The sequence below is a fragment of the Streptomyces winkii genome, assembly GCF_032248595.1.
Lineage (GTDB): Bacteria > Actinomycetota > Actinomycetes > Streptomycetales > Streptomycetaceae > Streptomyces > Streptomyces winkii.
On sequence record NZ_JASTTH010000009.1, the window covers coordinates 166,311 to 191,029 of the forward strand.

Consider the following 24,719-nt stretch of genomic DNA (forward strand, 5'->3'; position numbering starts at 1 on the left):
ACGGCCGGCGCAGGTCATTCGACGCCGATCAGCAGCAGCGAGGAGCGCTGCCTGCCCTCGTAGACGACCGTGTCGACGGCGAGATGGCCGGCGCGCACCTGCTCCTCGAGCCGCGCCGCCAAGCCCTGCGGGGCGTGTTCGCCGACGATCAGGGTGACCATCTCCCCGCCCGCCGCGAGCATCCGCTCCAGCACGTCGGAGGCCGTCGCGGCGGCGTCGCCGCCGATCACGACGACGTCGTCCTCCACGAGCCCGAGCACGTCGCCGGACTCGCAGACACCGGCCATGGTCCAGAACCGGCGGTCCGCGACGGCCACTTCGCCGTAGCGCGTGGCCCCGGCGGCGTTGGTCATCGTGACGACGTCGTCGTCGAACCGCCGCTCCGGATCGTGCACGGCGAGGGCGGCGATGCCCTGCACGGCGGCGCGCGTCGGCACGACCGCGACGCGCAGCTCCGGGACGGTGGCGCGCGCGGCGTCGGCGGCGCGGGACGCGGCGCCGTGCAGATCGACGTCGTTGGGCAGCAGCACGACCTCGGCGGCGCCGGTCGCGCGCACGGCTGCGGTGAGGGGTTCGCCGTCCCGGCTGCCGAGCGCCTCCTTGGCACGTACGACCAGGGCGCCGGCGTCCTCGCAGAGCCCGGCCAGCCCGTCCCCGTGTACGACGGCGACGACGGCGCGGCCGGAAGCATGAGCGTGCGCGGAACTGGAGGCCAGGTCGTCCGCGGAGGTGGACGCCTCCGCCGGTTCCGGGGCGCAGGGTTCGCCCGCACGGCCCGGCCCGGTGAGGTGCGTGATGCGGATGCGGTGCGGGCGCCCCGCGCCGACGCCCGCCTCCACCGCGGCACCGGCGTCGTCGACGTGCACGTGCACGCTCCACAGCCCGTCTCCGCCCCCGACGACGAGCGAGTCGCCCAGACCGTCGAGGCGTTCGCGCAGGGCCGCGACGGAGGCGTCGTCGGCGTCGAGGAGGTACATCACCTCGTACGCGCCGCCCTCGCCACCGTCTTCGCCGTCGCTCCCGTCTCCCCCCGAGGGGTCTGTCGGACCTGCCGAGCCGGAGCCACTTGCCGAACTGGTCCCACCGCCCGCGACGTTCGGCGCCGAGTTCGCCACGGAGTACGGACGGCGCGTACGCGAGGGCGCGTCCGGTGCCGGGTCCGCGAGGGCGTCGGCCAGCGCGCCGAACACCGCGACCAGACCGCTGCCGCCCGCGTCGACGACCCCGGCGCGGCGCAGCACGTCGAGCTGCCCCGTCGTCTCGGACAGCGCCTCGCGGGAGCGCTCGTGTGCCGCCCGGGCCACGGCCGCCAACTCGTCGCGCGGCCCTGCGAGGCGCCCACCGGCCCGCGGCGCGCCGTCGGGCCGGTGGCTCTCGTACGATCCGCCGTCGTGCGGCCCGTCCTCGTGCGGCCCGTCCCCGGCCGTACGCGCGGCTGCGTCGGCGGCGTCCGCCGCGGCACGGGCGACGCTGAGCATCGTCCCCTCGACGGGATGCGCGACGGCCTCGTACGCGGAGTCCGCGGCGCGGCGCAGCGCGTCGGCCAACTCCCGCCCGGCGCCCCGGACTCGGGGCTCGCCCGCGGCCCCGGTCACGCCCGCTCCCGCCTCCCCGTACGCCTCCGCCATCCCGCGCAGCAACTGCGCCAGGATCGTGCCGGAGTTTCCGCACGCGCCGAGCAGGGCTCCCCGTGCCAGTGCGCGGAGCGCGGGCCCGGCCGGTGCGTGACCGTCCCACTCCGCGTCGAGGGCCTGCGCCGCGGCGTCCAGGGTCCGCTGGAGGTTGGTGCCGGTGTCGCCGTCCGCGACGGGGAAGACGTTGATCGCGTCGATCTGCTCGCGGCCCTCCCCGACCGCCTCCAGGGCGAACGCGATCCATGCCCGTACCACCGTGGAGTCGAACGGCTGCGGCACGTGAGGACCTCCTCCGGGTCTGGCTCCGGTCTGCGACGGCGATGCGGCTTCCGAAGGCTAGATGAGAGCACTGCGGTGTGCCGGAGCGGAACCCGCCTGCCGCTGCCGGACGCCACAGCCCTGTGCCCTGGGGGGCTCCGGGGCTGGTTTCGCCGTTGATGAGCAGGCGTTGTATGCTGCTCCGGTTGCCTGATGAGTATCGGGCGTCATGACCTCCCTGGCAGTGCCGGTCGATCACTGTGCCTGCGTCGCCGGGATTTTCCGTACTTGCATCTGAAGTCTTTTGGAGTGACCCGTGGCTGCCAACTGCGACGTCTGCGGCAAGGGGCCGGGCTTCGGCAACAGCATCTCCCACTCGCACCGCCGCACCCCGCGCCGCTGGAACCCGAACATCCAGCGCGTGCGTGCAGTGGTCAACGGGACGCCGAAGCGCCTCAACGCCTGCACCTCGTGCATCAAGGCCGGCAAGGTCTCGCGCTGACTCCCCCCTGGGCCTGACGGCCCGGGTGGGGCTCAGGGGAACTGCCCCCTTGCGGGGGCGCCCCGGCAGTGCGGCCACCTGGCTGGTTGCTTACGAAGCCGGTCCGTCGTCACGACGGACCGGCTTCCCGCATGCCGGGGTACTCACGGAACATGCCGGCCTGCTCACAGGACGGGCGCGCCACGGGCCCGTTCCGCGTCAGCCCTCGCGCAGCCGCCAGCCGTGATCCACGGGACCCAGCCCCGCCCCCAGCGGAAATCCCGCCGCGATCGCGCCCGTTACGTACTCCTTCGCCTTCCTGGCCGCCTCCGGCACAGGAAAGCCCCGCGCCAGCCCCGCCGCGAGCGCGCTCGCGAGAGTGCAGCCGGTGCCGTGGGTGTGGCGGTTGTCGTGGCGCGCGGCTCGCAGCCAGTGCTCCTCCTCGCCGTCGGTGAGCAGATCGACGGCCTCCCCGCTTCCGGAGCCCTCTCCGCTCGCGGCGCCGTCCGCGCCGCCGGCAGCCAGATGCCCGCCCTTGATCAGCGCCCACTTCGGCCCGTACGAGAGGACGGCCGCCGCGGCCTCCCGCAGCCCCGCCTCGTCCCTGACGCGTACGCCCGTCAGCTGGGCGACCTCGTCGAGGTTGGGGGTCGCGACGGTCGCGGTCGGCAGGAGCTTGGTGCGTACGGAGTCCAGCGCGTCCTGTGCGAGCAGCGAGTCGCCGTGCTTGGAGACGCACACCGGGTCGACGACGACGGGTTCCCGCAGCCCCGCGAGCAGCCCCGAGACGGTCTCGACGAGCTCCGCCGAGGCGAGCATCCCTGTCTTGGCGGCCTGGACGCCGATGTCGTCGACGACGCTGCGGAACTGTGCGCGCACCGATTCGGCCGGCAGCTCCCAATAGCCCTGCACACCAAGGGAGTTCTGCGCGGTGACGGCGGCGACGACGCTCATGCCGTGCGTGCCGAGCGCCAGCATCGTCTTCAGGTCGGCCTGGATGCCCGCTCCGCCTCCCGAATCCGAACCGGCGACGGTCAGCACACGGGGCGGCGCGGAGCGCGCGGAAGTCGTCTCCATGCGCACAAACGTAACGGGGCGCCCCGGAACGGGACGAGAGCGGGGACGAGGCCGCGCCCGGCCCCGCATCGCTCACGGACCGCGGGACGCCCGTCAGCGACCGTTTCCGGCGCCGCCGCTCCCGCCGCCTCCGAAGTGGTCCCAGCCGCCCGCGGGCTCCCACGGTGCGCCGTCCACGGTCACCTGGGGCTGCGCCGTCGGCCCGAGCACCCCGCCGATCTTGCGCCAGCGCGCGGGCAGTTTCGCGGAGGGCGGGAACGTCGCGACGAGCGCGTGGTCCTCGCCGCCGGTGAGAACCCAGTGCAGCGGATCGACGCCGACGGCCTGACCGATGTCCGACATCTGCGCGGGCACGTCGAGATCGGCGGAGCGCAGATCGATGCGCACCTTGCTGGCTTCCGCGACGTGCCCGAGGTCCGCGACGAGGCCGTCGCTGACGTCCGTCATCGAGGTGGCCCCGAGCTCCGCGGCCGCCGGCCCGGCGTGGTACGGCGGTTCGGGCCGCCGGTGTGCCTCGACGAAGGCACGCGGCGAGCGGAAGCCCCGCGAGAGCACCGCGTGGCCTGCCGCCGACCACCCGAGCCAGCCGGTGACGGCGACGGTGTCGCCGGGACGGGCCCCGGACCGGGTGACCGGTTCCCTGTTGCGCAGATCGCCGAGCGCCGTGATCGAGACGGTGATCGTCTCGCCCCGTACGACGTCGCCGCCGACGACGGCCGCCGCGGCGACGTGTGCCTCGTCGCGGATGCCGTCCATCAGCTCCGTGGGCCAGTTCGCGGGGAGTTCGGCGGGGACGACGAGCCCGAGCAGCAGCGCTGTCGGCACGGCGCCCATCGCCGCGATGTCGGCGAGGTTCTGCGCCGCGGCCTTGCGCCCGACGTCGTACGCCGTCGACCAGTCGCGCCGGAAGTGCCGCCCCTCCAGCAGGATGTCGGTCGTCGCGACGACTCTGCGGTCGGGCGCCGAGACCACCGCCGCGTCGTCGCCCGGGCCGATGCGTACGGCGGGCGTGGTGGTCAACCGGGACGTCAACTCCCTGATGAGACCGAACTCTCCGAGCTCCCCGACGGTGCCGGGCGTCCGCGGCCGGCCCCCGCGGTACTCCCCGCTCAGATGCATCGCTGCGCCCTTTCGCCTGTCTCCCTCTGCCCGGCCCCCGCACCGGCACCGCCGTACGCCCGGTCGTCACCGGCCGTGCTGCGGGTCTCCCGCGCGGTAGCGGCTACGCGGTACCGTGGCGATCCCTCTCCCCCCATGATCCTCGTAGCCGCCCTGGAGGTTCCGTGGTACAGGCGTACATCCTGATCCAGACCGAGGTGGGCAAGGCGTCGACAGTCGCCGATGTCATCGCGAAACTTCCGGGAATTCTTCAAGCGGAGGATGTGACCGGCCCGTACGACGTCATCGTGCGCGCCCAGTCCGACACCGTCGACGAACTCGGGCGCATGGTCGTCGCGAAGATCCAGCAAGTCGACGGCATCACCCGCACCCTGACCTGTCCGATCGTTCATCTCTAGCTCCCCCGTATGCTCGCCCGGTGAGCACTTCCCTCCGCCGGGCGTCCTGCGCCGTCACCGTGGCCGCGGCAGTTGTGGCCGCTGCCGGCTGTACTTCGGCGGACGGCAGCGGCCCGGCGGCGCCCAGCCCCTCCGGCAAGGCCGCCGAGACGTGCCGGGCACTGCACGACCGGCTGCCGGAACGTGTGGACGGGCAGCAGCGGATCACGCTGGACCCCGCCTCGAAGTACACCGCGGCGTGGGGCGATCCGGCCATCGAGCTGCGCTGTGGTGTGCGGCGCCCCGAGAAGCTCTCGCCCGGTAGTGAACATTACAACCCGACGGCGGAGGCCGCGGAAGTCAACGGCGTCTCCTGGCTGCTCGAACAGCGCGACGACGGCTACCGCTTCACCACCACGGACCGTGCCGCGAACGTCGAGTTGACCGTCCCCGACCGGTACGCACCGGAGATCAACTCACTGACGGATCTGGCGAAAGCGATACGGGAGTCGGTGCCGAAGCGCTCCTGACCGACGCGCGCATCCGGCGCACGCCGGGCGGGCGCTGCCGCATCGGACGCGACATCGGACGGCGCTTCGGAAAGCGTCCTACCGCAGGCCCGTCTCGCGCCGCAGGGCCGCCTGGATGAGCCGGTCGACCAGCTCCGCGTAGCTGACGCCGCTCTTCTGCCACATGCGCGGATACATGGAGATCGGCGTGAAGCCCGGCATCGTGTTGATCTCGTTGATGACGAACTCGCCGTCCCCGGTGAGGAAGAAGTCCGCCCGCACCAGCCCCTCGCACGAGGCCGCCTCGAAGGCCAGCACCGCCAGTTCCTGCACGCGCTCGGTCTGCTCGGGGCTGAGCGGCGCGGGCACGATGCCGGACGCGGAGTCGATGTACTTGGCCTCGAAGTCGTAGAAGTCGTGGGCGCTCACGGGCGGGATCTCGGCGGGGACGCTCGCGCGCGGCCCGTCCTCGAACTCCAGGACACCGCACTCGATCTCGCGTCCGCTCAGCAGCGATTCGACGATCACCTTCGGGTCGTGGCGCTGCGCCTCGGCCACCGCCTCGTCCAGTCCGCCGATGTCGTCGACCTTCGTGATGCCCATCGACGAGCCGCCGCGGGCGGGCTTCACGAACAGCGGCCAGCCGTGCTCGCCCGCCAGGTCCACGATCCGCTTGCGGGCCGCGCTCGGGTCCGTACGCCACTCGCGGGGCCGGATCGTCACATACGGGCCGACGGGCAGCCCGAAGGAGGCGAAGACCCGCTTCATGTACTCCTTGTCCATGCCGACCGCGGAGGCGAGCACGCCGGCTCCGACGTAGGGCACTCCGGACAGCTCCAGCAGCCCTTGCAGCGTCCCGTCCTCGCCGTACGGACCGTGCAGTACGGGGAAGACGACGTCGACCTCTCCCAGCGCCTTGGGCACGGAACCCTGCTCCTGGTACGTCACCTCGCGGTTGCCCGGTTCGAGGGGCAGCAGGACGCCGCCGGGCTGCGAGTCGGCCAGTTCCGAGACGCTCGGCAGCTTGCGGTTCTCGATCGCCATCCGCTCGGGTTCGTCGGCGGTCAGCGCCCAGCGGCCGTCGGCGGTGATGCCGATGGGCAGCACCTCGTACTTGTCGCGGTCGATCGCGCCGAGCACGGCACCCGCCGTGACGACGGAGATCGCGTGCTCGGAGCTTCGCCCGCCGAAGACGACGGCGACTCGGGGCTTGCGTGAGGGGCTCTCGCTGCTCATATCGCGTCGACTGTACCGTCTGGCCGCACACGCGTCAGGGTGCGCGGAGCCCGCGTCGTCACCGTGCCGCACATCGCCTGCCGGGCCACCGCGCCGACCGCGCCCGGCGCCCAACTCCCGGGCGGCGGCGAGGTTTACGGGAACGCGAGGGCGGAGGGCCGCCGGCTCAGACGCGTTCGGCCTTCGCGCTGCGCGACATCAGCTCCTTGAGCGCCACGAGGGGCGGCTTCCCGTCGTGCACGATGCCGACCACCGTCTCCGTCAGCGGCATCTCCACGCCGTGCTTGCGGGCGAGTTCACGTACGGACTCGCACGATTTGACACCTTCCGCGGTCTGCCGTGTGACCGCGATCGTCTCCTCCAGCGTCATGCCGAGGCCCAGATTGGTGCCGAAGGTGTGGTTGCGCGAGAGCGGCGAGGAGCACGTGGCCACGAGGTCGCCCATGCCGGCGAGGCCCGCGAAGGTGTGCGCGTCCGCGCCCATCGCCAGCCCGAGACGCGTGGTTTCGGCGAGACCGCGCGTGATCAGGGAAGCCTTGGCGTTGTCGCCGAGTTCCATGCCGTCGGCGATGCCGACGGCCAGCGCGATCACGTTCTTGACGGCGCCGCCGAGTTCACAGCCGACGACGTCGGTGTTGGTGTACGGACGGAAGTACGGGGTGTGGCAGGCCGCCTGAAGGCGCTGCGCCACGGAGACGTCCGTGCAGGCCACGACGGAGGCCGCGGGCCGGCGAGCGGCGATCTCCTTCGCCAGGTTGGGCCCTGTCAGCACGGCCACCCGCGACCGTTCGACCGCGGCGACCTCCTCGATGACCTCGCTCATGCGCTTCGCGGTGCCGAGTTCGACGCCCTTCATGAGCGAGACGAGCACCGTGTCCGGGTGCAGCGACGGCGCCCAGCCGGCGAGGTTGCCGCGCAGCGTCTGGGACGGCACGGCGAGCACCGTGAACTCGGCACCGTCCGCGGCCTCGGCCGGGTCCGTGGTGGCAGACACGGTAGCGGGGAGTTCGACCTCGGGGAGGTAGTCCGGGTTCACGCGACGGGTGTTGACCGCCTCGGCCAGCTCCGCTCTCCTCCCCCAGAGCGTCACCTCGCAGCCCGCGTCGGCGAGCACCATCGCGAAGGCGGTGCCCCAGGAACCGGTGCCGAATACGGCGGCTTTCGTCACGCGTTCTCTCCCCCGGCGCCGCCCGGGGGCGCCGTGTCCTGCTGTGCTCGTTCTGCTTGCTGTGCCGGTTCGGCCTGCTGTGCGCTCGCGTCCCGCTGTCCGCTTCCGTCCTTCCGCGCTCGGTCGTCCTGCGGTGCGCTTTCGGCCTGCTGTTGCGACGGGACCTGTTCCCGCTGCTTCTTGTCGACCGCGGCACGGTGGTCGTACCGCTCCGCGGGCGCGGGCTCACCGCGGATGTCCGACAGCAGTGCCGTGATCTCGTCCATGATGCGGTCCGTGACCTCGCGGAGCACAGCCGCGGTCGGTTCCTTCCCGTAGAACTCCGAGAGATCGATGGGCGGTCCGGCCTGGACGATCAGCGTCTTGCGCGGAAAGAGCTTGATCTCGCCGCGCTTCGGGTACGGCGGCACCGCGAGATTCGCTCCCCATTGCGCGACGGGAATGACGGGCGCCCGCGTTTCCAAGGCCACGCGTGCCGCCCCGGTCTTGCCCTTCATCGGCCACATGCCCGGCTCACGCGTGAGGGTGCCCTCGGGGTAGAACGCGACGCATTCCCCCTTGTCGATGGCCTCCACGGCGGCGCGGAACGCCCCTATGGCGTCCTTGGACTCGCGGAAGACGGGGATCTGTCCGGTGCCGCGCATCGCGGCTCCCACGAACCCGCTCCTGAAGAGGCTCACCTTCGCGAGAAACCTCGGGACCCTGCCGGTGTTGTACTGGAAGTGGGCATAGGAAAGCGGATCCACGGCGGAGTTGTGATTGACGACGGTGATAAACCCGCCCTTTTCCGGAATATGTTCCATTCCGCGCCAGTCCCGCTTGAAGAACACCAAGAGCGGCGGTTTCAGCAAAACCGCGGCAAGGCGGTACCAGAAGCCGATTCTGCGGCGGGACACCCGGACACCATCTCCTCTTGCCTGTTCGAACAGCGACGGGGCTCCCGGCGGACGGCAGGGCACGGGCCTGCCGCGGAAACGGGCGCGGGACCCCCGGCACGGCGGGCGTGGGCCTGACCGGCGCGTCCGGCGCGCGTTCACCCCGGCGCGCGAGGGGCAAGTCTCACCCCGTACCCCCCACCGTGTCGAGCACACGGTGCGTCTGCGTCTGCCCCGCAACCGTAGCCGGGCGCCTCGGGGGCGCTTCGGGCGGCGGGTGAGAATGAGGGAGATGCAGCCACATGTGACGCCCGTCGCCTGGACCCTCGTGGTGCCGTTGAAGCCGCTGACACGGGCCAAGAGCAGGCTCGCCGCGTCCGCGGGCGACGAGGCGCGCGCCCGGCTCGCGTTGGCGTTCGCGCAGGACACGGTGAGCGCCGCGCTGGCATGTGCGTCCGTACGCGGTGTGGCAGTCGTCACGGACGACCGGCGTGCGACGCAGGCGTTGAGCGCCCTCGGAGCCCGCGTCCTACCGGACGTCCCCGCGGCGGGTCTCAACCCCGCACTGGCACACGGTGCCGCCGAGGTCCGCGCCGATCGCCCCGGTACCGCTCTCGCCGCTCTCAACGCCGATCTCCCGGCGCTGCGGCCCGAAGAGCTCGCCCGCGTGCTGGACTTCGCCGCGCGCTCCCCTCGCGCGTTCCTGGCCGATACGGCCGGTACGGGCACCACGCTGCTGTCGGCGCTGCCGGGCCATGCGCTGGGGCCGCTCTTCGGGCCGCACTCGCGCGCCAGGCACCGCGCCTCGGGCGCCACGGAGATCGAGCTGGCGGGAGTGGACAGCGTGCGCCGGGACGTGGATACGGAGGCGGACCTCGTGACCGCCTGCGCGCTGGGGGTGGGCCCGTTCACGGCCCGTGCCCGGTGCGAGGACGCCCCGTGCGAGGGCGCCGGGGCCACACCCGCGGGCAGCGGTCAGTGAACCGGTGTGAACCGGTTCCTCCGAGGTGTCTTCGCAGCCGGCTGAGTCGCGGGCGGACGGCGCCACGTTGCGCGCACGCCCTAGGCTTCGCAGCATGCAGGCCACTTCGTACACCTACGACCCCGAGACGCGCAGCGGCAGCGTGCTTCTCGACGACGGAACGCCGCTCCCCTTCGACGCGGCCGCCTTCGACGCCGGCGGGCTGCGGCTGCTGCGTCCCGGCCAGCGGCTGCGCATCGAGGTCGAGGGCACCGGCGACGAGCGCAGGGTCACCTTCGTGACGTTGCAGACACTTTGAGAGCCGCGGGCGGCCGGCCGCGCAGGACCGCGCCGGCCGAAACCCCTTGAAACGCCCGCCGGGCCGGACTCCCGACGGAGTCCGGCCCGGCGCTGCGGGACGTGTCGCACGTGGCCGTGCTGGGTTGTACGAAGTCGTACGTACGAGCCGTACAAGCCGTACGGGCTCAGCGCTTGCGCGCGGTTGCCCTCTTGGCGGTGGTCTTGCGGGCGGCGGTCCGGCGGCCGGGCGCCTTCCTCGCGGGGGCCTTCTTGGCCGTGGACTTCTTCGCTGCGGACTTCTTGGCGGTCGTCTTCTTCGCCGCCGCCTTCTTCGCGGTGCCCTTCTTCGCCGCCGCCTTCTTGGCGGTCGTCTTCTTCGCCGTCGTCTTCTTCGCCGGCATCCGCTTCGCGGTCTTCGCCGCGGTGGTCTTCTTGGCGGCCCCGCGCTTCGCCGCGGACTTCTTCGCCGCCGCACGCTTGGTCGTCTTCTTCGCGGAAGTGCCGCCCATCAGGCTGCCCTTCGGGGCCTTCTTCACCGCGACATCGTTCTTCGGAAGCCTCTTCGCCCCGCTGACCAGTTCCTTGAAGCCGGCGCCCGCGCGGAAGCGCGGCACCGAGGTCTTCCGCACGCGCACGCGCTCACCGGTCTGCGGATTACGGGCGTACCTGGCGGGCCGGTCCACCTTCTCGAAGGAGCCGAACCCGGTGACCGAGACCCGCTCCCCTGCGACAACGGAGCGGACGATCGCGTCCAGTACGACATCGACCGCGTCCGCGGCCTGCTGCCGTCCACCGAGCTTGTCCTGGATTGCTTCGACGAGCTGCGCCTTGTTCACGTCTTCCCCTTCGGAACTATTGCAGGAACGAATGTGTTCAAGCTTTTTCGCACGCTAGGCAGATATATACCGCGAATCAAACATGAAACGGGCGAATCACCCTTGTGCCGCAACGAACTCGCCCTTCATCGAGTTCCGTCAGCGCGCTTGCCTGCCTGTTCCTCGGGGAAGCGCCCCTCGTCGATATCCGTCATGAGACGGTCCACGCGCCGCTCCGCGTCGGCGAGATCGTGCTTCGAGGCCGCGGTGATGACGAGCAGTTTGCGCTGAAGCGCCACCCGTACGCCCTCGGGGACTTGCAGTGTGCGCACTCGTGTGTGCGCCTCTTTCAAGCGGGCGGCGAGCCGGTCGTAGAGATCGAGTTGACCGTCGCGTTCCATGCACCGATTGTGCCATCTGGGGTGAGTTGTCGCATGCCGGCTCCTCAACACGCACTCGCGCCCCACGCCACGAGGGGCGAGGGGCGCGAGAGGTGACGCCGTTGCGGGCGGTGCGCAGGGGGCCGCGCTAGATGTGCGTCACGCCTGCTGCGTAAGGGGTTTGAAGGCCGGGCGCCGCGACTCGTAGTCGCTGATGGCGTCGTCGTTCTTCAGCGTGAGGCTGATGTCGTCCAGCCCTTCCAGCAGCCGCCAGCGGGCGTTCTCGTCCAGATCGAAGGCGGCCTCGACGCCGGGCGCGGAGACCTTGCGCTCGACGAGGTCCACCGTGACCTCGGTGCTCGGGTCGGACTCGGCCAGCGCCCACAGCGCGTCCACGGTCTGCTGCGGCAGCACGACGGTGAGCAGGCCGTTCTTCAGGGAGTTGCCGCGGAAGATGTCCGCGAAGCGCGGGGAGATCACGGCCTTGAAGCCGTAGTTCTGGAGGGCCCATACGGCGTGCTCGCGGGACGAGCCGGTGCCGAAGTCCTCACCGGCGACCAGCACCGTGCCGCCCTTGTACGCCTCCTGGTTGAGCACGAAGTCGTCCTGCTTGCGCCATGCCTCGAAGAGCCCGTCCTCGAAGCCGTCCCGCGTGACCTTCTTCAGCCAGTGGGCGGGGATGATCTGGTCGGTGTCGACGTTGCTGCGGCGCAGCGGTACGACCCGGCCGGTGTGTGTCGTGAAGGCTTCCATGGTTTTGCGTCCTCCTCAGACGCCGGCGGGCACGCGTACGTCGGTCAGGTCGGCGGGCGAGGCGAGGTGCCCCAGCACCGCGGTGGCGGCGGCGACCTGCGGCGAGACCAGGTGCGTGCGGCCGCCCTTGCCCTGCCTGCCTTCGAAGTTGCGGTTGGAGGTGGACGCGGCGCGCTCGCCGGGCTGGAGCTGGTCGGGGTTCATGCCCAGACACATCGAACAGCCCGCGTGCCGCCACTCGGCGCCGGCCTCGGTGAAGATCTTGTCCAGGCCCTCCTCGACGGCCTGGAGCGCGACCCGTACGGAACCGGGCACGACGAGCATCCGCGTTCCCTCGGCGACCTGCCGCCCCCGGATGACGGACGCGGCCGAACGCAGGTCCTCGATACGGCCGTTGGTGCACGAGCCGACGAAGACCGTGTCCACGCCGACCTCGCGCAGCGGCTGCCCGGCACGCAGCCCCATGTACTCCAGGGCCTTCTCGGCGGCGACCCTGGCGCCCTCGTCCTCGAAGGAGGCCGGGTCAGGCACGGACTCCGACAGCGGCGCGCCCTGGCCCGGGTTGGTGCCCCAGGTGACGAACGGGGCCAACTCCCCGCCCTCGATGACGACCTCGTGGTCGAAGGCGGCGTCGTCGTCGGTGCGCAGCGTCTTCCAGTACTCGACCGCTGCGTCCCAGTCGGCGCCCTGCGGGGCGTGCTCGCGACCCCGTACGTACTCGAACGTCGTGGCGTCCGGGGCGATCATGCCGGCACGCGCGCCCGCCTCGATGGACATGTTGCAGATGGTCATGCGCGCTTCCATCGACAGCTTCTCGACGGCCTCGCCGCGGTATTCGATGACGTAGCCCTGGCCGCCGCCCGTGCCGATCTGCGCGATGATCGCCAGGATCAGGTCCTTCGCTGTGACGTCGTCGGGCAGTTCGCCGTTGACCGTGACCGCCATGGTCCGGAACGGCGCCATCGGCAGCGTCTGCGTGGCCAGTACGTGCTCGACCTGGCTGGTGCCGATGCCGAAGGCGAGCGCGCCGAACGCGCCGTGCGTGGAGGTGTGGGAGTCGCCGCAGACGACCGTCATGCCCGGCTGCGTCAGGCCCAGCTGCGGGCCCACGACGTGTACGACGCCCTGCTCGACGTCGCCCAGCGGGTGCAGACGCACGCCGAAGTCCGCGCAGTTCTTGCGCAGCGTCTCCAGCTGGGTGCGCGAGACGGGGTCCGCGACGGGCTTGTCGATGTCGAGGGTGGGGGTGTTGTGGTCCTCGGTGGCGATGGTCAGATCGGTACGGCGCACGCGCCGGCCGTTCTTACGGAGACCGTCGAAGGCCTGCGGGCTGGTCACCTCGTGCAGCAGGTGCAGGTCGATGAAGAGGAGGTCGGGCTCGCCTTCGGCGCGCGTGACGACATGATCGTCCCAGACCTTCTCCGCGAGTGTCCGTCCCATCGCTTTCCCTCCGGCCGGCCGCATTGCCGGCCCACATGTCGAGATCCAATGGCACACCACGGCGGGTGGTCCCGCCGATGAGCAGTGTGCGCCGCCACTCCAGGGTGGCGGGTGGCGCCGGAAAAGGAACTTGCGTTTCATACTCTGAGACGCGAATATCGACGCATGGACAACTCTAGCGGCGTCGGCGTTCTCGACAAGGCGGCTCTCGTACTGAGCGCTCTGGAGTCCGGTCCGGCCACCCTCGCCGGGCTGGTCGGGGCGACCGGCCTGGCACGTCCGACGGCACACAGGCTCGCGGTGGCGCTGGAGCACCACCGTCTCGTCGCGCGGGACATACAAGGGCGCTTCATCCTCGGCCCGCGCCTCGGTGAACTGGCCGCCGCGGCGGGCGAGGACCGGCTGCTCGCCTCCGCCGGGCCCGTGCTGACGCACCTGCGCGACGTGACGGGCGAGAGCGCCCAGCTCTACCGGCGCCAGGGCGACATGCGCATCTGCGTGGCCGCGGCGGAGCGGCTGTCCGGATTGCGGGACACGGTGCCGGTCGGCTCGACGCTGCCCATGAAGGCGGGCTCCGCCGCACAGATCCTCATGGCCTGGGAGGAGCCGGAGCGCCTTCACCGCGGCCTCCAGGGCGCCCGCTTCACGGCCACGGCGCTCTCCGGCGTACGGCGCAGGGGGTGGGCACAGTCCGTGGGCGAGCGTGAGCCCGGCGTAGCCTCCGTCTCGGCGCCGGTGCGCGGCCCGTCGAACCGCGTGGTCGCCGCGGTGTCCGTGTCCGGGCCCATCGAGCGGCTGACGCGGCACCCGGGCCGCATGCACGCGCAGGCGATCGTCGACGCGGCGGCGCGGCTGAGCGAGGCGCTGCGCAGGACATCGGGCTGAGCGGGCTGGGCAGACCTCTGCGCGCCGGGCCCCAACGCCCTGAGCCGCGGCCCGGGTTGGAACGGACTCGTCGATCCGCCCCGCACGCGAAAAAGCCCCCGCAGCTCACGAGGGCTTTCGATCGAGTACCCCCGACCGGATTCGAACCGGCGCTACCGCCTTGAGAGGGCGGCGTGCTAGGCCGCTACACAACGGGGGCCCCAGCCTGCCGGTGATGCCACCGGCCCGTACCCCCGACCGGATTCGAACCGGCGCTACCGCCTTGAGAGGGCGGCGTGCTAGGCCGCTACACAACGGGGGCCTCGATCTTGTCAACTGACAGCACACACAGCGCACTTGCCGAGATGCATTTCAAGATCGCGCTGGGCTACCAGGACTCGAACCTAGACTAACTGAACCAGAATCAGTCGTGCTGCCAATTACACCATAGCCCACCAAAACGCAACCCCCTGCTGTGAACTGATCAGCGGGGATCTTGTCCGGGTGACCGCCTTCCGGTCGGGCCTCGCAGCTCCGTCCCGTTCGGCGACAGGAAGAACAGTACCCGATCGCGGACGGCGCTCCAAAACGGGTTCCCTGAGGCCGCAACCGGCCCGGAAAGGCATGCCAGGAGCACGGCAGGAGCGCAGAGAGAGCCGGCGACGGCTCCGTCAGGCCGTCCCCAGCTTCGCCAGTGCCGCGTCCACACGCGCCAACGTACGGTCCCGGCCGAGGAGTTCGAGGGACTCGAAGAGCGGAAGGCCGACGGTGCGGCCCGTGACCGCGACGCGGACGGGCGCCTGGGCCTTGCCGAGCTTCAGGCCGTGCTCCTCGCCCGCCGCCAGCACCGCCTCCTTGAGCGCCTCGGCCTTCCAGTCGGCGTCGGCGAGCTTCGTACGGGCGGTGCGCAGCACGTCCTCCGCGCCGGGCTTCATCGCCTTCGTCCAGGACGCCTCGTCCTCGACGGGCTCGTCCAGGAAGAGGAAGTCGACGTTCGCGGTGATGTCGGACAGGACGGTCAGCCGGGTCTGTGCCAGCGGCGCCAGCTCCTCGAACGCGGCCTGGTCGAAGGCCTCCGGCCGCCACGGCGCGTACGGGGCGCGCAGCCACGGCTCGCACGCCGAGACGAAGTCGGCGGGCGGGAGTTCGCGCAGGTGCGTCGCGTTGATGGCCTCGCACTTCTTCAGGTCGAAACGCGCCGGGTTGGCGTTGACGTCCGCGATGTCGAACGAGGCGATCATCTCGTCGAGGGAGAAGATGTCGCGGTCCTCGGCGATCGACCAGCCCAGCAGCGCAAGGTAGTTGAGCAGGCCCTGCGGCAGGAAGCCGCGCTCGCGGTAGAGGTTGAGGGACGCCTGCGGGTCGCGCTTCGAGAGCTTCTTGTTGCCCTCCCCCATCACGTAGGGGAGATGGCCGAAGACGGGCGTCGTGCCGCTGCCGACGCCGAGCTGCGCGAGCGCGCGGTACAGGGCGATCTGGCGCGGGGTGGAGGAGAGCAGGTCCTCGCCGCGCAGCACGTGTGTGATCTCCATCAGCGCGTCGTCGACCGGGTTGACGAGCGTGTAGAGCGGGGAGCCGTTGGCGCGGACGATGCCGTAGTCCGTGACGTTCTCCGGGGCGAAGGTGAGGTCTCCGCGCACCAGATCGGTGAAAGTGATCGGCTCGTCCGGCATGCGGAAGCGGACGATATGCGTACGGCCCTCGGCCTCGTACGCGGCGATCTGCTCCTCGCTCAGGTCGCGGCACTTGCCGTCGTACCCGGAGGGCCTGCCGGCCTTGCGGGCGGCCTCGCGGCGCACCTCCAGCTCCTCGGCGGTGCAGTAGCAGGGGTAGGCGAAGCCGTGCTCCTGGAGCCTGGCCGCCACGTCGGCGTAGATCTCGGTGCGCTGCGACTGGCGGTACGGGCCGTGGGGGCCTCCCCCTGGGCCTGCGGCCCGGGCGGTACCCCCAGGGCCACCGGAGGCGGCGTCGAACGCGGCGGGGCCCTCGTCCCAGTCGAGGCCGAGCCAGCGCATGGCGTCCAGCAGCTGCTCGTACGACTCCTCGGTGTCCCGCGCGGCGTCGGTGTCCTCGATGCGGAAGACGAGGGTGCCGCCGTGGTGGCGGGCGAACGCCCAGTTGAACAGGGCGGTGCGGACGAGGCCGACGTGGGGGTTGCCCGTCGGTGAGGGACAGAACCGTACGCGGACGTCGTTCGTGACGGCCGTGGACGGCGGTGCGGTCGCGGTCGCGTCAGTCACGCTTGACCACCTTGTTGGTGAGAGTGCCGATGCCTTCGATGGTGACGGCGACTTCGTCGCCGATGCCGAGCGGGCCCACGCCCGCCGGAGTGCCGGTGAGGATGACGTCGCCCGGCAGCAGCGTCATGGCCTCGGTGATGTGGACGACCAGATCCTCGATCGAGCGGACCATCTCGCTGGTACGGCCGAGTTGGCGCTGCTCTCCGTTGACGGTGCACATCACGCCGAGGTCGGAGGCGTCCAGCTCGGTCTCGACCCAAGGTCCCAGGGGGCACGAGGTGTCGAAGCCCTTGGCGCGGGCCCACTGCGACTCCGCGCGCTGGATGTCGCGGGCGGTGATGTCGTTGCCGCATGTGTAGCCGAGGATCACGTCGTGGACGCGCTCGCGCGGCACGTCCTTGCACAACCGGCCGATGACGACGGCCAGTTCGGCCTCGTAGTGCACCTCGGAGGAGAAGGACGGATAGGTGACGGGGTCGTGCGGGCCGCACACGGACGTGGACGGCTTGAAGAAGACGACCGGTGCGTCCGGCACCTCGTTGCCCATCTCCTTGGCGTGCTCGGCGTAGTTGCGGCCGATCGCGACGACCTTGTTGGGCAGCACGGGCGGCAGCAGGCGCACCTTGCTCAGGGGGAGCTTCTGCCCCGAACGCTCGAACTCCGCGAAGGGATGGCCCTTGATGATGTCCAGGACGGGGCCGCCTTCGGTCTCCGCGTCCCCTTCCACGACGCCGAAAGCGACGTTTCCGTCGAGGGAGAATCTTGCGATGCGCACGGGTTCGGGGTGCCCTTCGGATGTGGCCGGACGGGGTGACGACGCCCCAGCGTATGCGATGGGGTTCCCCGGGGCCTCCGCCCCCACTCCCCCGCCGGGGCTCCGGCCGGGGTCCCCTGGGGCACCGGACGCGCCGCGGGGCGCTCAGGGACGCACAGGGCAGCACGGGACAGCGCAGGGCGGACTCCGGTGGCGCCTGCGGTGCCGCCGGTGGCGCGGATGGCGTGCGGCACCGTGGGCACAATCGCCTGAGGCCGAGGTGAACGGCCCCCGGGGCGACCCTGATTGGAGAGAGCGTGAGCAACCGAGCCGCCGCCGGACGGAGCGAGCCTCTGTGGTCCTGGCTGACGCCGAGCCTGTTGCTGCTGGGCGCCATGGCGGTGTGGGGCGTGCTGCGGTATCCGGAACTGCCGGACCGGGTGCCCGAGCACATCGGCCCGGAGCGCGTCGACGCCTGGACGGCGAAGTCCGTCGGGGCCGCCTTCGTCCCGGTCTTCGTCTACGCCGGGATCACGGTGGTGCTCGCCGGCTGCGCCGCCCTGTCGACCCACATCAGGCCCCTGAACGAGATGCCCGCCTCAGCGAGCCGCCGGCCGGGAGCCACGAACGCCCTGACCAACCGCCCCGCCAGCGCGGCCTCGGGCCGCCGTACGGCCAGGGCCCTGCTGATCATGAACGCTTTGTGCGGGGCGGCTCTTCTGCCGTTGTGCTGGATCCAGTGGCGTACGCCGGAGACGGCGGAGGTCCCCGCGTGGCTGCTGCCCGGCACACTGGAGCTCTTCCTCCTCGGCCTCGTGCCGATGGCCGTCGCCTGGTGGCAGGACGCGGCGGAGAAGAAGGCCGCGAGGACCGCGTGAGCAGCGCGTGAGCAGCGCGTGCAGCGTCCCGTGAACGGCGCGTCCGCATGGGTCCACATGACCGCGGATCGTGAGCCGGCGTGAGCGGCGCGCTCGCGCGGACCCGTACAACTGCCGCCCCCACAAGGCGAGAAGCCGCACCCTCAGGTCCGGCTTCCCCGCGAGCGGTGTGCCGTTCTCTGCTCCGGCACGTGGCCGCGCCCTAGCGCAGGCGGGCCATCAGCGCGTGTTCGACCAGGGTGATCAGCGCGCTCTTCGCGTCGGCGCGGTGCCGCGCGTCCGTGGTGATGATCGGGGCGTCGGGCCCGATCTGGAGGGCCTCGCGGACCTCCTCCGGCGTGTAGGGCTGGTGCCCGTCGAAGCCGTTCAGCGCGATCACGAAAGGGAGGCCGGAGTTCTCGAAGTAGTCCACCGCGGGGAAGCAGTCCGCGAGGCGGCGCGTGTCGACCAGCACGACGGCGCCGATCGCTCCGCGGACCAGGTCGTCCCACATGAACCAGAAGCGGTCCTGCCCCGGCGTACCGAAGAGGTAGAGGATCAGGTCCTGGTCGAGGGTGATGCGGCCGAAGTCCATGGCCACCGTGGTGGTGGTCTTGTCGGCGGTGTGCGACAGGTCGTCGATACCTGCCGACGCCGAAGTCATCACGGCTTCCGTGCGCAGCGGATTGATCTCCGACACGGCACCGACGAAGGTCGTCTTGCCCACACCGAATCCGCCAGCAACCACGATCTTCGCGGAAGTGGTGGAACGGGCAGCAGCGCCGCCGCTAGAGCTTCCGAAGTCCACTGAGCACCCTTTCGAGCAGTGTCACGTCTGGCTGGCCGTCGGAGTTGCTGTCGTCGCCACCAGGCTGGTGGATGGCGACGAGGCCAGCTTCGGCCAGGTCGGCGACGAGGATACGGGCGACGCCGAGCGGGATGGTGAGAAGTGCCGAGATCTCAGCTACCGATTTGATCTCGTAGCACAGGCGGCAGATCCGCTGGTGCTCGGGCAACTGGCCCTGAAGCATGGCGGGTTCGGCCGAGGTGTGCACCAGTGCCTCGATGGCGAGCTGGTACCGCGGACGGGTCCGTCCACCCGTCATGGCATACGGGCGCACCAGCGGCTGCTGCTCCGGGCGGCCGCCCTGGTGGGCGGGGTCCTTGCGGGGCTGCGGCTGTACCGGCTGGATGCGGGGCGGAGGTCCCTGGTCGAACTGGCGCCGCTCGTACTGCTGGTCGTACCGCGACGACTCGTACAGCCCCTCGTCGTAGCGGGAGGGCTGCCGGCGGCGCGGCGGCGGCGGTGGCTGCTGCTGTGGTGGCTGCGCGGCCCCCTGAGGGTCCTGGCCGTGCTGCTGTCCGGCGGCATGCCTGCTGGGCGTGGAGGGGAAGTTGAAACGCTTCGGGCGCCCGTTCTCATGACCGCTGCCGTACGACGACGGGCCGCCTGGGGGCATTGCCATGTTTCCTCCTCCGACTCACGGACGTGCGGGCCACACATTGTTCCGTCCTGCTCCGGCAGCGGCTCAGCGGGCACCGCACCTAACGCACTTTATGGCGCTCGGGCGCAACGCGCACTGCCTGTCTGCCGGTTGAGAACTAGTTCAGCAGGCTTCCTTGCAGTTCGGCGCGGAGATCCGGGGTCAGGACCGTTCCCGCGCGATCGACGAGAAGTGCCATTTCGTAGCCGACGAGTCCGATATCGGCCTCGGGATGTGCGAGAACCGCGAGTGCCGAACCGTCGGAGATGGACATGATGAAGAGAAATCCTCGCTCCATCTCCACAACCGTCTGGTTCACGCTGCCGCCCTCGAAGATGCGGGAGGCTCCGGCGGTGAGTGAGGTCAGCCCGGACGCGACGGCCGCCAACTGGTCGGCGCGGTCGCGCGGGAAGCCCTCGGACATCGCGAGCAGAAGTCCGTCCGCGGAGACCACCACTGTGTGGGACACACCGGGGGTGCTGTCCACGAAGTTGGTGATCAACCAGTTCAGGTTCTGCGCCGCCTGGCTCATCGGGCTCACACTAACGCTCCTGATCGTAGGTGCTGCCGGGGCCGTAGCCCTGTCGGTCATTCTGGGGGGCGTCACCCGCGTCGCGCCCTCGGCGTACGCCGCGGTGGAGGTTGCTCAGCCTGCCACGGACGTCCTCGGGTGCGCGGGAGACCATGGGGCCTCCCTGCGGGTTCGCTTCGGCGGTGCCCGCGACCAGGTTGGCCCTGGGCACCCGCCGGGGAAGGCCGGATGGAGTGAGACCACTGGACTGCGGGTCACGCAGCCGGCCTGCCCGGCTCCAGCGCTCGTCGTTGGCGCTACGCCAATCCTCGGAAGGTTCCGTTTGAGGCTGGTGCTGCTGGTGTTGCTCCTCCGGACCTCCCTCTTGCCGTGACCGCCCCGCTTCCCGGCGCGGCAGGCCTGCGCCGGTTGTGGTGCGATAACTGCTCGGGGTGGGGCCCGGACGGTCGAAGCCTACGCGGTCACCGCCACTCTCGTGAACGCCCGTACCGGATTCCGGTTGGGCCTCCTGCGAGGCGTGGCCTGCACCGTAGTACGGCAACTGGTCTGGCTGGTGGGGCAGTTGGGAGTCGCGCTGCGGCTGCTGCTGCTCGTACGGGGACTGCGGCCGCGGAGGGATGCCGGGGTCGCGCCGCAGCCGCTCCTGCTCACGCCGCTGTTCCTGCACCTCGGGGGGCTCCGCGGGCTCCGGCTGCGGGAACCGGCTCTGCCGCTGCCGCCATTCCTCCTCCGGCTGCCACGGCGCCTCCGGCTCCAGTTCCAGCGGCTGTTCGCGGAACTGCTGCGGCTGCGGCTCCCTTTGCTGTTGCTCCTGCTCGTACTCGCTCTGCTCGTACTCGCTCTCGCCACGGTTCTGCCGGGACTCCATCGCCTCGCGGCGCTCGTCCCGCAGCTGCGCGCGGCCGACCGGGTCGAGGGGGCCGAGCGAGGAGAGGTCGTCGGGAACCTCGTATCCTCCCTCGCCGAAGCCGAGTTCGCCCGCGGCGCGGGACGGCGGCAGGCCGCGCCCGTACTGCGCGGGCCCGGGCGCCACCGGCGGCGCGGGAGGCCCCGGGGCCTCCGGCATGATCCGGGAGACGGTGAAGTCCTCGTAGCCCTCTTCCTCGCCGCCGCCTCCGCGCGTGATCCCCTCGGGGAGCATCACCAGGCACGTCGTGCCCACCTGCTCGCCGGAGGGCCGCAGTTGTACGCGGATGCCGTGGCGGTCGGCGAGGCGCCCGACGACGAACAGGCCCATGCGGCGCGCGAGGGCGGCGTCCACGACCGGCGGGTTGGCCAGCTTGTGGTTGATGTCCGCGAAGTCCTCAGCCGTCAGCCCGACGCCCTTGTCGTGGATCTCGATCACGATGCGGTCGTCCGGGAGCCGCGTGGCGGTGACGTCGACCTTGGTCTGCGGCGAGGAGAAGGACGTGGCGTTCTCCAGCAGCTCGGCCAGCAGATGCACGAGGTCGTTGACGACCTGGCCGTGGATGTCGGTCTCGGGGATGCCGGAGAGGTCGATGCGCTCGTAGTGCTCCACCTCGGAGGACGCGGCGCGCAGGATGTCCACGAGCGGCACCGGCTCGTTCCAGCTGCGGCCCGGCTCCTCGCCGGCGAGCACGAGGAGGTTCTCGCCGTTGCGGCGCATGCGGGTCGCGAGGTGGTCCAGACGGAAGAGGCTCTCCAGCTGGTCCGGGTCGGCCTCGTTGTTCTCCAGGTCGGAGATCAGGCCGAGTTGGCGCTCGATGAGGCCCTGATTGCGGCTGGAGAGGTTCGTGAAGATCGCGTTGACGTTGCCGCGCAGCAGCGCCTGCTCGGCCGCGAGACGTACGGCCTCGCGGTGCACCTGGTCGAAGGCGCGGGCCACTTCACCGATCTCGTCGGTGCTGTCGATCGGTATTCGCGCGACGCGGGTGTCGACGCGGCCCGGGTCCGTACGGGAGAGCTGGTCGACGAGCATCGGCAGCCGCTGCTCGGCGATGTCGAACGCCGCGTTGCGCAGGCCGGCCATGCTGCGGCTCATGGAGCGGGCCATCATGCCCGCGAGGAAGAACGCGATCAGCAGCGCCACCAGGACGATGAGCCCGTTGATCAGGGCGTCGCGGGCGGCGTCGTCCGAGATCTGCGCGGTCTCGTCGACGGCGCGCTCGGTGAGCTCCTTCTCCACGGCGCGGTAGGCGTCGAACGTGCCGGTGGTGGTGGCGAACCAGCTCTCCGGCGTGATGCCCTTCGCCGCCAGGGCCTGCTTGGGGGCTCCCGAGACGATGAGGGGGATCGCCTTCTCGGTCGTCGGCGGGGGGACGAAGTCCTTGCCCGCGGCGGTCGCCTTGGCCTCCGCCTTGGCCTGGGCCTCCTTGCCCTTCGCCTGGGCCTTGGCGACCTCCTGCTTCAGCAGCGTCACGTCTTCGGGACGGCCGCCGCCGACGTACTCCTCCAGCGCGATGCGCTCCAGGTAGGCGTAGGAGGTCAGGCCGGTGTGCTGGCGCTTGGTGTCCGACTTGGACGGGCCGGGCCGTACGAGAAGATGCATGCCGATGGACCGCTCCAGGGACTGGGCGGCCTTGCCCAGCGACACGGAGTAGACGGTGCGGCCGTAGGAGGTGATGTTGCCCGTGCCGAAGCCGAGTTCGTTGGCGAACTCCATCAGCGGGTGCTGGACGCCGACGTAGCGCTCCTCGGTCTCCACCCCGCCGAGGCGCTTGCTGTAGGCGGCCGCGCGCAGCGGGCCCAGCTTGGGCTCCACCTTGCGGAAGAGGGCGAGGCGCCGCTCGAGTCCGGGCTTGTCCGGCATGGCGGACGCGGCGCGGTCGAAGTCCTTCTTGGCGCGGTCGGTGACGGTTCGGGCGCGGTCGACTGCCGGATCGTTACGCCGCCCCGCGAGCAAGGGTGCAGCGGTTCGGTCGCGCTCGTCGATGAGGGCGTTGCCGTAAGTCGCCGCGGCGCGCACGAGTTCGGCGGTGCGCTGGGCGTCCTCGGCCTCGTTCCAGGTGCTGATCGAGTCGTTCACGCGGAAGCCGCCGAAGACGAGTCCGACGAGTACGGGTATGAGGAGGATGGCGTAGAGCCGCGTCCGCACACGCCAGTTGCGCACGGCCAGGCGGCTGCTCGAACCACCGGCGCCGTCGGGCAGGTCGGAGGTCACCGAAACCCGCGACGGCGGGGTGAAGTTGCCCCTCGACTCCCCCCGGGCCTCTGTCGCAGCGCCCGTCTTGCTTCGCCTCACGCGACTCCTCACCTCTTGACCCTCGGTGTCCGTATCCGACGTCCATGGGTCGGCGACGTGCCAACTCACTACTGATGAGTTCGACGCATTTCAGCACGTCAGGGCGGCGTCCAACAAACACTTCGCGGAGGCCCGTACCAGCCCCCCACAGGCCTGCGAAAGCGGGCATACGAGGGCAATGGGGGCAAAGGGGTCCGATTTTGTGAGCAGAGTGAAGCCTTTTGCTCGCCAGCCGTGTTCACGGCGACGTAATTCACTGTCGAAACGTTATGAACCTGAAGGAGCGGTTGCGGGGAAGAACACAGCCAACACAGCCGGGCAGAGGGACTCCTGCCCGGCTGTGCCGTCAACTCGTCCCGGAGAGCGCTTAGTTGGCCCTCGCGCTCACTTCAGCCGGGCGAGCAGGGCGTGCTCGACCAGCGTGATGAGGGCACTCTTCGCCTCGGCGCGGTGCCTCGCGTCCGTGACGATGATGGGGGCGTCCGGCCCGATCTGCAGGGCCTCGCGAACCTCTTCGGGCGTGTAGGGCTGGTGCCCGTCGAAGCCGTTCAGCGCGATGATGAACGGCAGGCCCGAGTTCTCGAAGTAGTCCACCGCCGGGAAGCAGTCCGCCAGGCGGCGGGTGTCGACGAGGACCACCGCGCCGATCGCGCCGCGCACCAAGTCGTCCCACATGAACCAGAAACGATCCTGCCCGGGCGTGCCGAAGAGGTAGAGGATCAGGTCGTCGTCGAGCGTGATGCGGCCGAAGTCCATGGCCACCGTCGTGGTGGTCTTGCCACCTGTGTGGGTCAGATCGTCGATGCCGGCGGACGCGGACGTCATGACCGCTTCCGTACGGAGCGGATTGATCTCGGAGACCGCACCGACGAAGGTCGTCTTGCCCACGCCGAATCCGCCGGCCACGACGATCTTCGCGGACGTCGTCGCACGGCCGGGGGCAGGGGCTCCGGCTCCGTAACCCACCATCTGGCCCGTCTGCGGGCTAGAGCTTGCGAAGTCCACTGAGCACCCTTTCGAGCAACGTCACATCTGGCGCGCCGCCGGGCTCGGAGCCGCCGCCGGGCTGGTGGATGGCCACCATTCCGGCCTCGGCGAGATCGGCGACCAGGATCCGGGCCACACCCAGCGGTATCGCGAGCAGGGCGGAGACCTCCGCGACCGACTTGACCTCCCGGCACAGATGGCAGATGCGCTGGTGCTCCGGGAGCAGACCCTGAAGCTGTACCGGGTCCGCGCTCGTGCTCACCAGCGCTTCGATGGCGAGCTGGTACCGCGGCCTGGTACGGCCACCCGTCATCGCATAAGGGCGCACCAGCGGCTGGTCGCCCTCACCTCCGTACGGTGCGTGCTGGTATGGGGCACCGTACGGGCCGGGCGAGGCTGGCGGGGTCATGGCTCCT

Annotated in this window: 25 protein-coding genes and 3 tRNA genes; 7 read left to right on the plus strand and 21 right to left on the minus strand. The window is 70.9% G+C overall.

Annotated features, from left to right (window positions below; all coding sequences use genetic code 11):
* Positions 1–14: 14 nt before the first annotated feature.
* The gene (locus QQM67_RS26200; protein WP_314177101.1) at positions 15–1,913 is read right to left on the minus strand and encodes a DAK2 domain-containing protein; all 1,899 of its coding nucleotides are present in this window, start codon (positions 1,911–1,913) and stop codon (positions 15–17) included.
* 295 nt (positions 1,914–2,208) lie between these two features.
* Here QQM67_RS26200 and rpmB point away from each other — a divergent pair, with 295 nt between their 5' ends.
* The gene (gene rpmB, locus QQM67_RS26205) at positions 2,209–2,394 is read left to right on the plus strand and encodes a 50S ribosomal protein L28 (protein WP_028435377.1); all 186 of its coding nucleotides are present in this window, start codon (positions 2,209–2,211) and stop codon (positions 2,392–2,394) included.
* Between the two features lie 198 nt (positions 2,395–2,592).
* Here the strand turns inward: rpmB and thiD are convergent, their stop codons facing one another.
* Both thiD and QQM67_RS26215 read right to left on the minus strand, forming a co-directional pair.
* A complete protein-coding gene (thiD, locus tag QQM67_RS26210; RefSeq protein WP_314177103.1) occupies positions 2,593–3,450 on the minus strand; it encodes a bifunctional hydroxymethylpyrimidine kinase/phosphomethylpyrimidine kinase in 858 nt (285 codons plus the stop codon).
* A gap of 93 nt (positions 3,451–3,543) precedes the next feature.
* Positions 3,544–4,569 carry a thiamine-phosphate kinase gene (locus tag QQM67_RS26215; protein WP_314177105.1) on the minus strand — a complete coding sequence of 342 codons (1,026 nt, stop codon included), beginning with the start codon at positions 4,567–4,569 and terminating at the stop codon, positions 3,544–3,546.
* Positions 4,570–4,733: 164 nt separating this feature from the next.
* Between QQM67_RS26215 and QQM67_RS26220 the strand changes: the two genes are divergently transcribed.
* Complete coding sequence (locus QQM67_RS26220) at positions 4,734–4,967, plus strand: Lrp/AsnC family transcriptional regulator (protein ID WP_070015274.1); 234 nt, start codon at positions 4,734–4,736, stop codon at positions 4,965–4,967.
* A gap of 20 nt (positions 4,968–4,987) precedes the next feature.
* The gene (locus QQM67_RS26225; protein WP_314177109.1) at positions 4,988–5,476 is read left to right on the plus strand and encodes a DUF3515 domain-containing protein; all 489 of its coding nucleotides are present in this window, start codon (positions 4,988–4,990) and stop codon (positions 5,474–5,476) included.
* A gap of 78 nt (positions 5,477–5,554) precedes the next feature.
* Here QQM67_RS26225 and QQM67_RS26230 read toward each other — a convergent pair whose 3' ends face one another.
* The 3 genes from QQM67_RS26230 to QQM67_RS26240 form a co-directional block, all read right to left on the minus strand.
* Positions 5,555–6,691 (minus strand): D-alanine--D-alanine ligase family protein, encoded by a 1,137-nt coding sequence (locus QQM67_RS26230; protein ID WP_314177111.1) that lies wholly within the window; start codon positions 6,689–6,691, stop codon positions 5,555–5,557.
* A gap of 166 nt (positions 6,692–6,857) precedes the next feature.
* Positions 6,858–7,859, minus strand: coding sequence for an NAD(P)H-dependent glycerol-3-phosphate dehydrogenase (locus tag QQM67_RS26235; protein ID WP_314177113.1), 1,002 nt, complete (start codon positions 7,857–7,859; stop codon positions 6,858–6,860).
* Positions 7,856–8,755 (minus strand): lysophospholipid acyltransferase family protein, encoded by a 900-nt coding sequence (locus tag QQM67_RS26240; RefSeq protein WP_314177115.1) that lies wholly within the window; start codon positions 8,753–8,755, stop codon positions 7,856–7,858. Before QQM67_RS26240 ends, QQM67_RS26235 begins: the two co-directional genes overlap by 4 nt.
* Positions 8,756–9,017: 262 nt before the next feature.
* Between QQM67_RS26240 and cofC the strand changes: the two genes are divergently transcribed.
* Positions 9,018–9,716 carry a 2-phospho-L-lactate guanylyltransferase gene (gene cofC, locus QQM67_RS26245; RefSeq protein WP_314177116.1) on the plus strand — a complete coding sequence of 233 codons (699 nt, stop codon included), beginning with the start codon at positions 9,018–9,020 and terminating at the stop codon, positions 9,714–9,716.
* Between the two features lie 94 nt (positions 9,717–9,810).
* Entirely contained in the window at positions 9,811–10,014 is a 204-nt protein-coding gene (locus QQM67_RS26250; RefSeq protein WP_314177119.1) for a hypothetical protein, read from the plus strand.
* 166 nt (positions 10,015–10,180) lie between these two features.
* Here QQM67_RS26250 and QQM67_RS26255 read toward each other — a convergent pair whose 3' ends face one another.
* The 4 genes from QQM67_RS26255 to leuC form a co-directional block, all read right to left on the minus strand.
* A complete protein-coding gene (locus tag QQM67_RS26255) occupies positions 10,181–10,831 on the minus strand; it encodes an HU family DNA-binding protein (protein ID WP_314177121.1) in 651 nt (216 codons plus the stop codon).
* A 125-nt stretch (positions 10,832–10,956) separates the two neighbouring features.
* Complete coding sequence (locus tag QQM67_RS26260) at positions 10,957–11,211, minus strand: SCO5555 family protein (RefSeq protein WP_028435369.1); 255 nt, start codon at positions 11,209–11,211, stop codon at positions 10,957–10,959.
* 138 nt (positions 11,212–11,349) lie between these two features.
* The gene (gene leuD / locus QQM67_RS26265) at positions 11,350–11,943 is read right to left on the minus strand and encodes a 3-isopropylmalate dehydratase small subunit (RefSeq protein ID WP_314177123.1); all 594 of its coding nucleotides are present in this window, start codon (positions 11,941–11,943) and stop codon (positions 11,350–11,352) included.
* Positions 11,944–11,958: 15 nt separating this feature from the next.
* A complete protein-coding gene (gene leuC, locus QQM67_RS26270; RefSeq protein WP_314177125.1) occupies positions 11,959–13,383 on the minus strand; it encodes a 3-isopropylmalate dehydratase large subunit in 1,425 nt (474 codons plus the stop codon).
* 165 nt (positions 13,384–13,548) lie between these two features.
* Here leuC and ndgR point away from each other — a divergent pair, with 165 nt between their 5' ends.
* A complete protein-coding gene (ndgR, locus tag QQM67_RS26275; protein ID WP_314177127.1) occupies positions 13,549–14,268 on the plus strand; it encodes an IclR family transcriptional regulator NdgR in 720 nt (239 codons plus the stop codon).
* A 126-nt stretch (positions 14,269–14,394) separates the two neighbouring features.
* On the opposite strand, the gene QQM67_RS26280 is transcribed toward ndgR, so the two are convergent.
* The 5 genes from QQM67_RS26280 to QQM67_RS26300 all read right to left on the minus strand — a co-directional run bounded on the left by QQM67_RS26280 (position 14,395) and on the right by QQM67_RS26300 (position 17,262).
* Positions 14,395–14,467, minus strand: a tRNA-Glu gene (locus QQM67_RS26280).
* A 29-nt stretch (positions 14,468–14,496) separates the two neighbouring features.
* Positions 14,497–14,569: transfer RNA gene (locus tag QQM67_RS26285), tRNA-Glu, on the minus strand.
* 61 nt (positions 14,570–14,630) lie between these two features.
* Positions 14,631–14,702 (minus strand) — tRNA-Gln (locus QQM67_RS26290).
* Positions 14,703–14,918: 216 nt separating this feature from the next.
* The gene (gene gltX / locus QQM67_RS26295; protein WP_314177129.1) at positions 14,919–16,487 is read right to left on the minus strand and encodes a glutamate--tRNA ligase; all 1,569 of its coding nucleotides are present in this window, start codon (positions 16,485–16,487) and stop codon (positions 14,919–14,921) included.
* Entirely contained in the window at positions 16,480–17,262 is a 783-nt protein-coding gene (locus tag QQM67_RS26300) for a fumarylacetoacetate hydrolase family protein (protein ID WP_314177130.1), read from the minus strand. The genes gltX and QQM67_RS26300 overlap by 8 nt, the downstream gene beginning before the upstream one ends.
* A 296-nt stretch (positions 17,263–17,558) precedes the next feature.
* Here QQM67_RS26300 and QQM67_RS26305 point away from each other — a divergent pair, with 296 nt between their 5' ends.
* Positions 17,559–18,119: a DUF1648 domain-containing protein gene (locus QQM67_RS26305; RefSeq protein ID WP_314177132.1), complete on the plus strand. Its 561-nt coding sequence runs from the start codon at positions 17,559–17,561 to the stop codon at positions 18,117–18,119.
* A 202-nt stretch (positions 18,120–18,321) separates the two neighbouring features.
* On the opposite strand, the gene QQM67_RS26310 is transcribed toward QQM67_RS26305, so the two are convergent.
* The 6 genes from QQM67_RS26310 to QQM67_RS26335 form a co-directional block, all read right to left on the minus strand.
* The gene (locus tag QQM67_RS26310) at positions 18,322–18,906 is read right to left on the minus strand and encodes a GTP-binding protein (protein WP_028435360.1); all 585 of its coding nucleotides are present in this window, start codon (positions 18,904–18,906) and stop codon (positions 18,322–18,324) included.
* Positions 18,887–19,564 carry a DUF742 domain-containing protein gene (locus QQM67_RS26315; RefSeq protein WP_314177134.1) on the minus strand — a complete coding sequence of 226 codons (678 nt, stop codon included), beginning with the start codon at positions 19,562–19,564 and terminating at the stop codon, positions 18,887–18,889. Before QQM67_RS26315 ends, QQM67_RS26310 begins: the two co-directional genes overlap by 20 nt.
* Before the next feature lie 136 nt (positions 19,565–19,700).
* Positions 19,701–20,114, minus strand: coding sequence for a roadblock/LC7 domain-containing protein (locus QQM67_RS26320; RefSeq protein WP_037975732.1), 414 nt, complete (start codon positions 20,112–20,114; stop codon positions 19,701–19,703).
* A gap of 10 nt (positions 20,115–20,124) precedes the next feature.
* Positions 20,125–23,316, minus strand: coding sequence for a sensor histidine kinase (locus QQM67_RS26325; RefSeq protein WP_314177136.1), 3,192 nt, complete (start codon positions 23,314–23,316; stop codon positions 20,125–20,127).
* Positions 23,317–23,700: 384 nt separating this feature from the next.
* The gene (locus tag QQM67_RS26330) at positions 23,701–24,321 is read right to left on the minus strand and encodes an ATP/GTP-binding protein (RefSeq protein ID WP_399067649.1); all 621 of its coding nucleotides are present in this window, start codon (positions 24,319–24,321) and stop codon (positions 23,701–23,703) included.
* Positions 24,302–24,712, minus strand: coding sequence for a DUF742 domain-containing protein (locus tag QQM67_RS26335; protein WP_028435355.1), 411 nt, complete (start codon positions 24,710–24,712; stop codon positions 24,302–24,304). The genes QQM67_RS26330 and QQM67_RS26335 overlap by 20 nt, the downstream gene beginning before the upstream one ends.
* Between the last annotated feature and the right edge of the window lie 7 nt (positions 24,713–24,719).

What these genes read in the sequence shown, in the direction of transcription:
- cofC (WP_314177116.1), top strand. Translation starts at nt 9,018, where the DNA reads ATGAGGGAGATGCAGCCACATGTGACGCCCGTCGCCTGGACCCTCGTG.
- QQM67_RS26215 (WP_314177105.1), bottom strand. Translation starts at nt 4,569, where the DNA reads ATGCATCTGAGCGGGGAGTACCGCGGGGGCCGGCCGCGGACGCCCGGC.
- ndgR (WP_314177127.1), top strand. Translation starts at nt 13,549, where the DNA reads ATGGACAACTCTAGCGGCGTCGGCGTTCTCGACAAGGCGGCTCTCGTA.
- leuD (WP_314177123.1), bottom strand. Translation starts at nt 11,943, where the DNA reads ATGGAAGCCTTCACGACACACACCGGCCGGGTCGTACCGCTGCGCCGC.
- QQM67_RS26320 (WP_037975732.1), bottom strand. Translation starts at nt 20,114, where the DNA reads ATGAGCCAGGCGGCGCAGAACCTGAACTGGTTGATCACCAACTTCGTG.
- QQM67_RS26250 (WP_314177119.1), top strand. Translation starts at nt 9,811, where the DNA reads ATGCAGGCCACTTCGTACACCTACGACCCCGAGACGCGCAGCGGCAGC.
- QQM67_RS26315 (WP_314177134.1), bottom strand. Translation starts at nt 19,564, where the DNA reads ATGGCAATGCCCCCAGGCGGCCCGTCGTCGTACGGCAGCGGTCATGAG.
- QQM67_RS26230 (WP_314177111.1), bottom strand. Translation starts at nt 6,691, where the DNA reads ATGAGCAGCGAGAGCCCCTCACGCAAGCCCCGAGTCGCCGTCGTCTTC.
- QQM67_RS26260 (WP_028435369.1), bottom strand. Translation starts at nt 11,211, where the DNA reads ATGGAACGCGACGGTCAACTCGATCTCTACGACCGGCTCGCCGCCCGC.
- leuC (WP_314177125.1), bottom strand. Translation starts at nt 13,383, where the DNA reads ATGGGACGGACACTCGCGGAGAAGGTCTGGGACGATCATGTCGTCACG.
- QQM67_RS26335 (WP_028435355.1), bottom strand. Translation starts at nt 24,712, where the DNA reads ATGACCCCGCCAGCCTCGCCCGGCCCGTACGGTGCCCCATACCAGCAC.
- thiD (WP_314177103.1), bottom strand. Translation starts at nt 3,450, where the DNA reads ATGGAGACGACTTCCGCGCGCTCCGCGCCGCCCCGTGTGCTGACCGTC.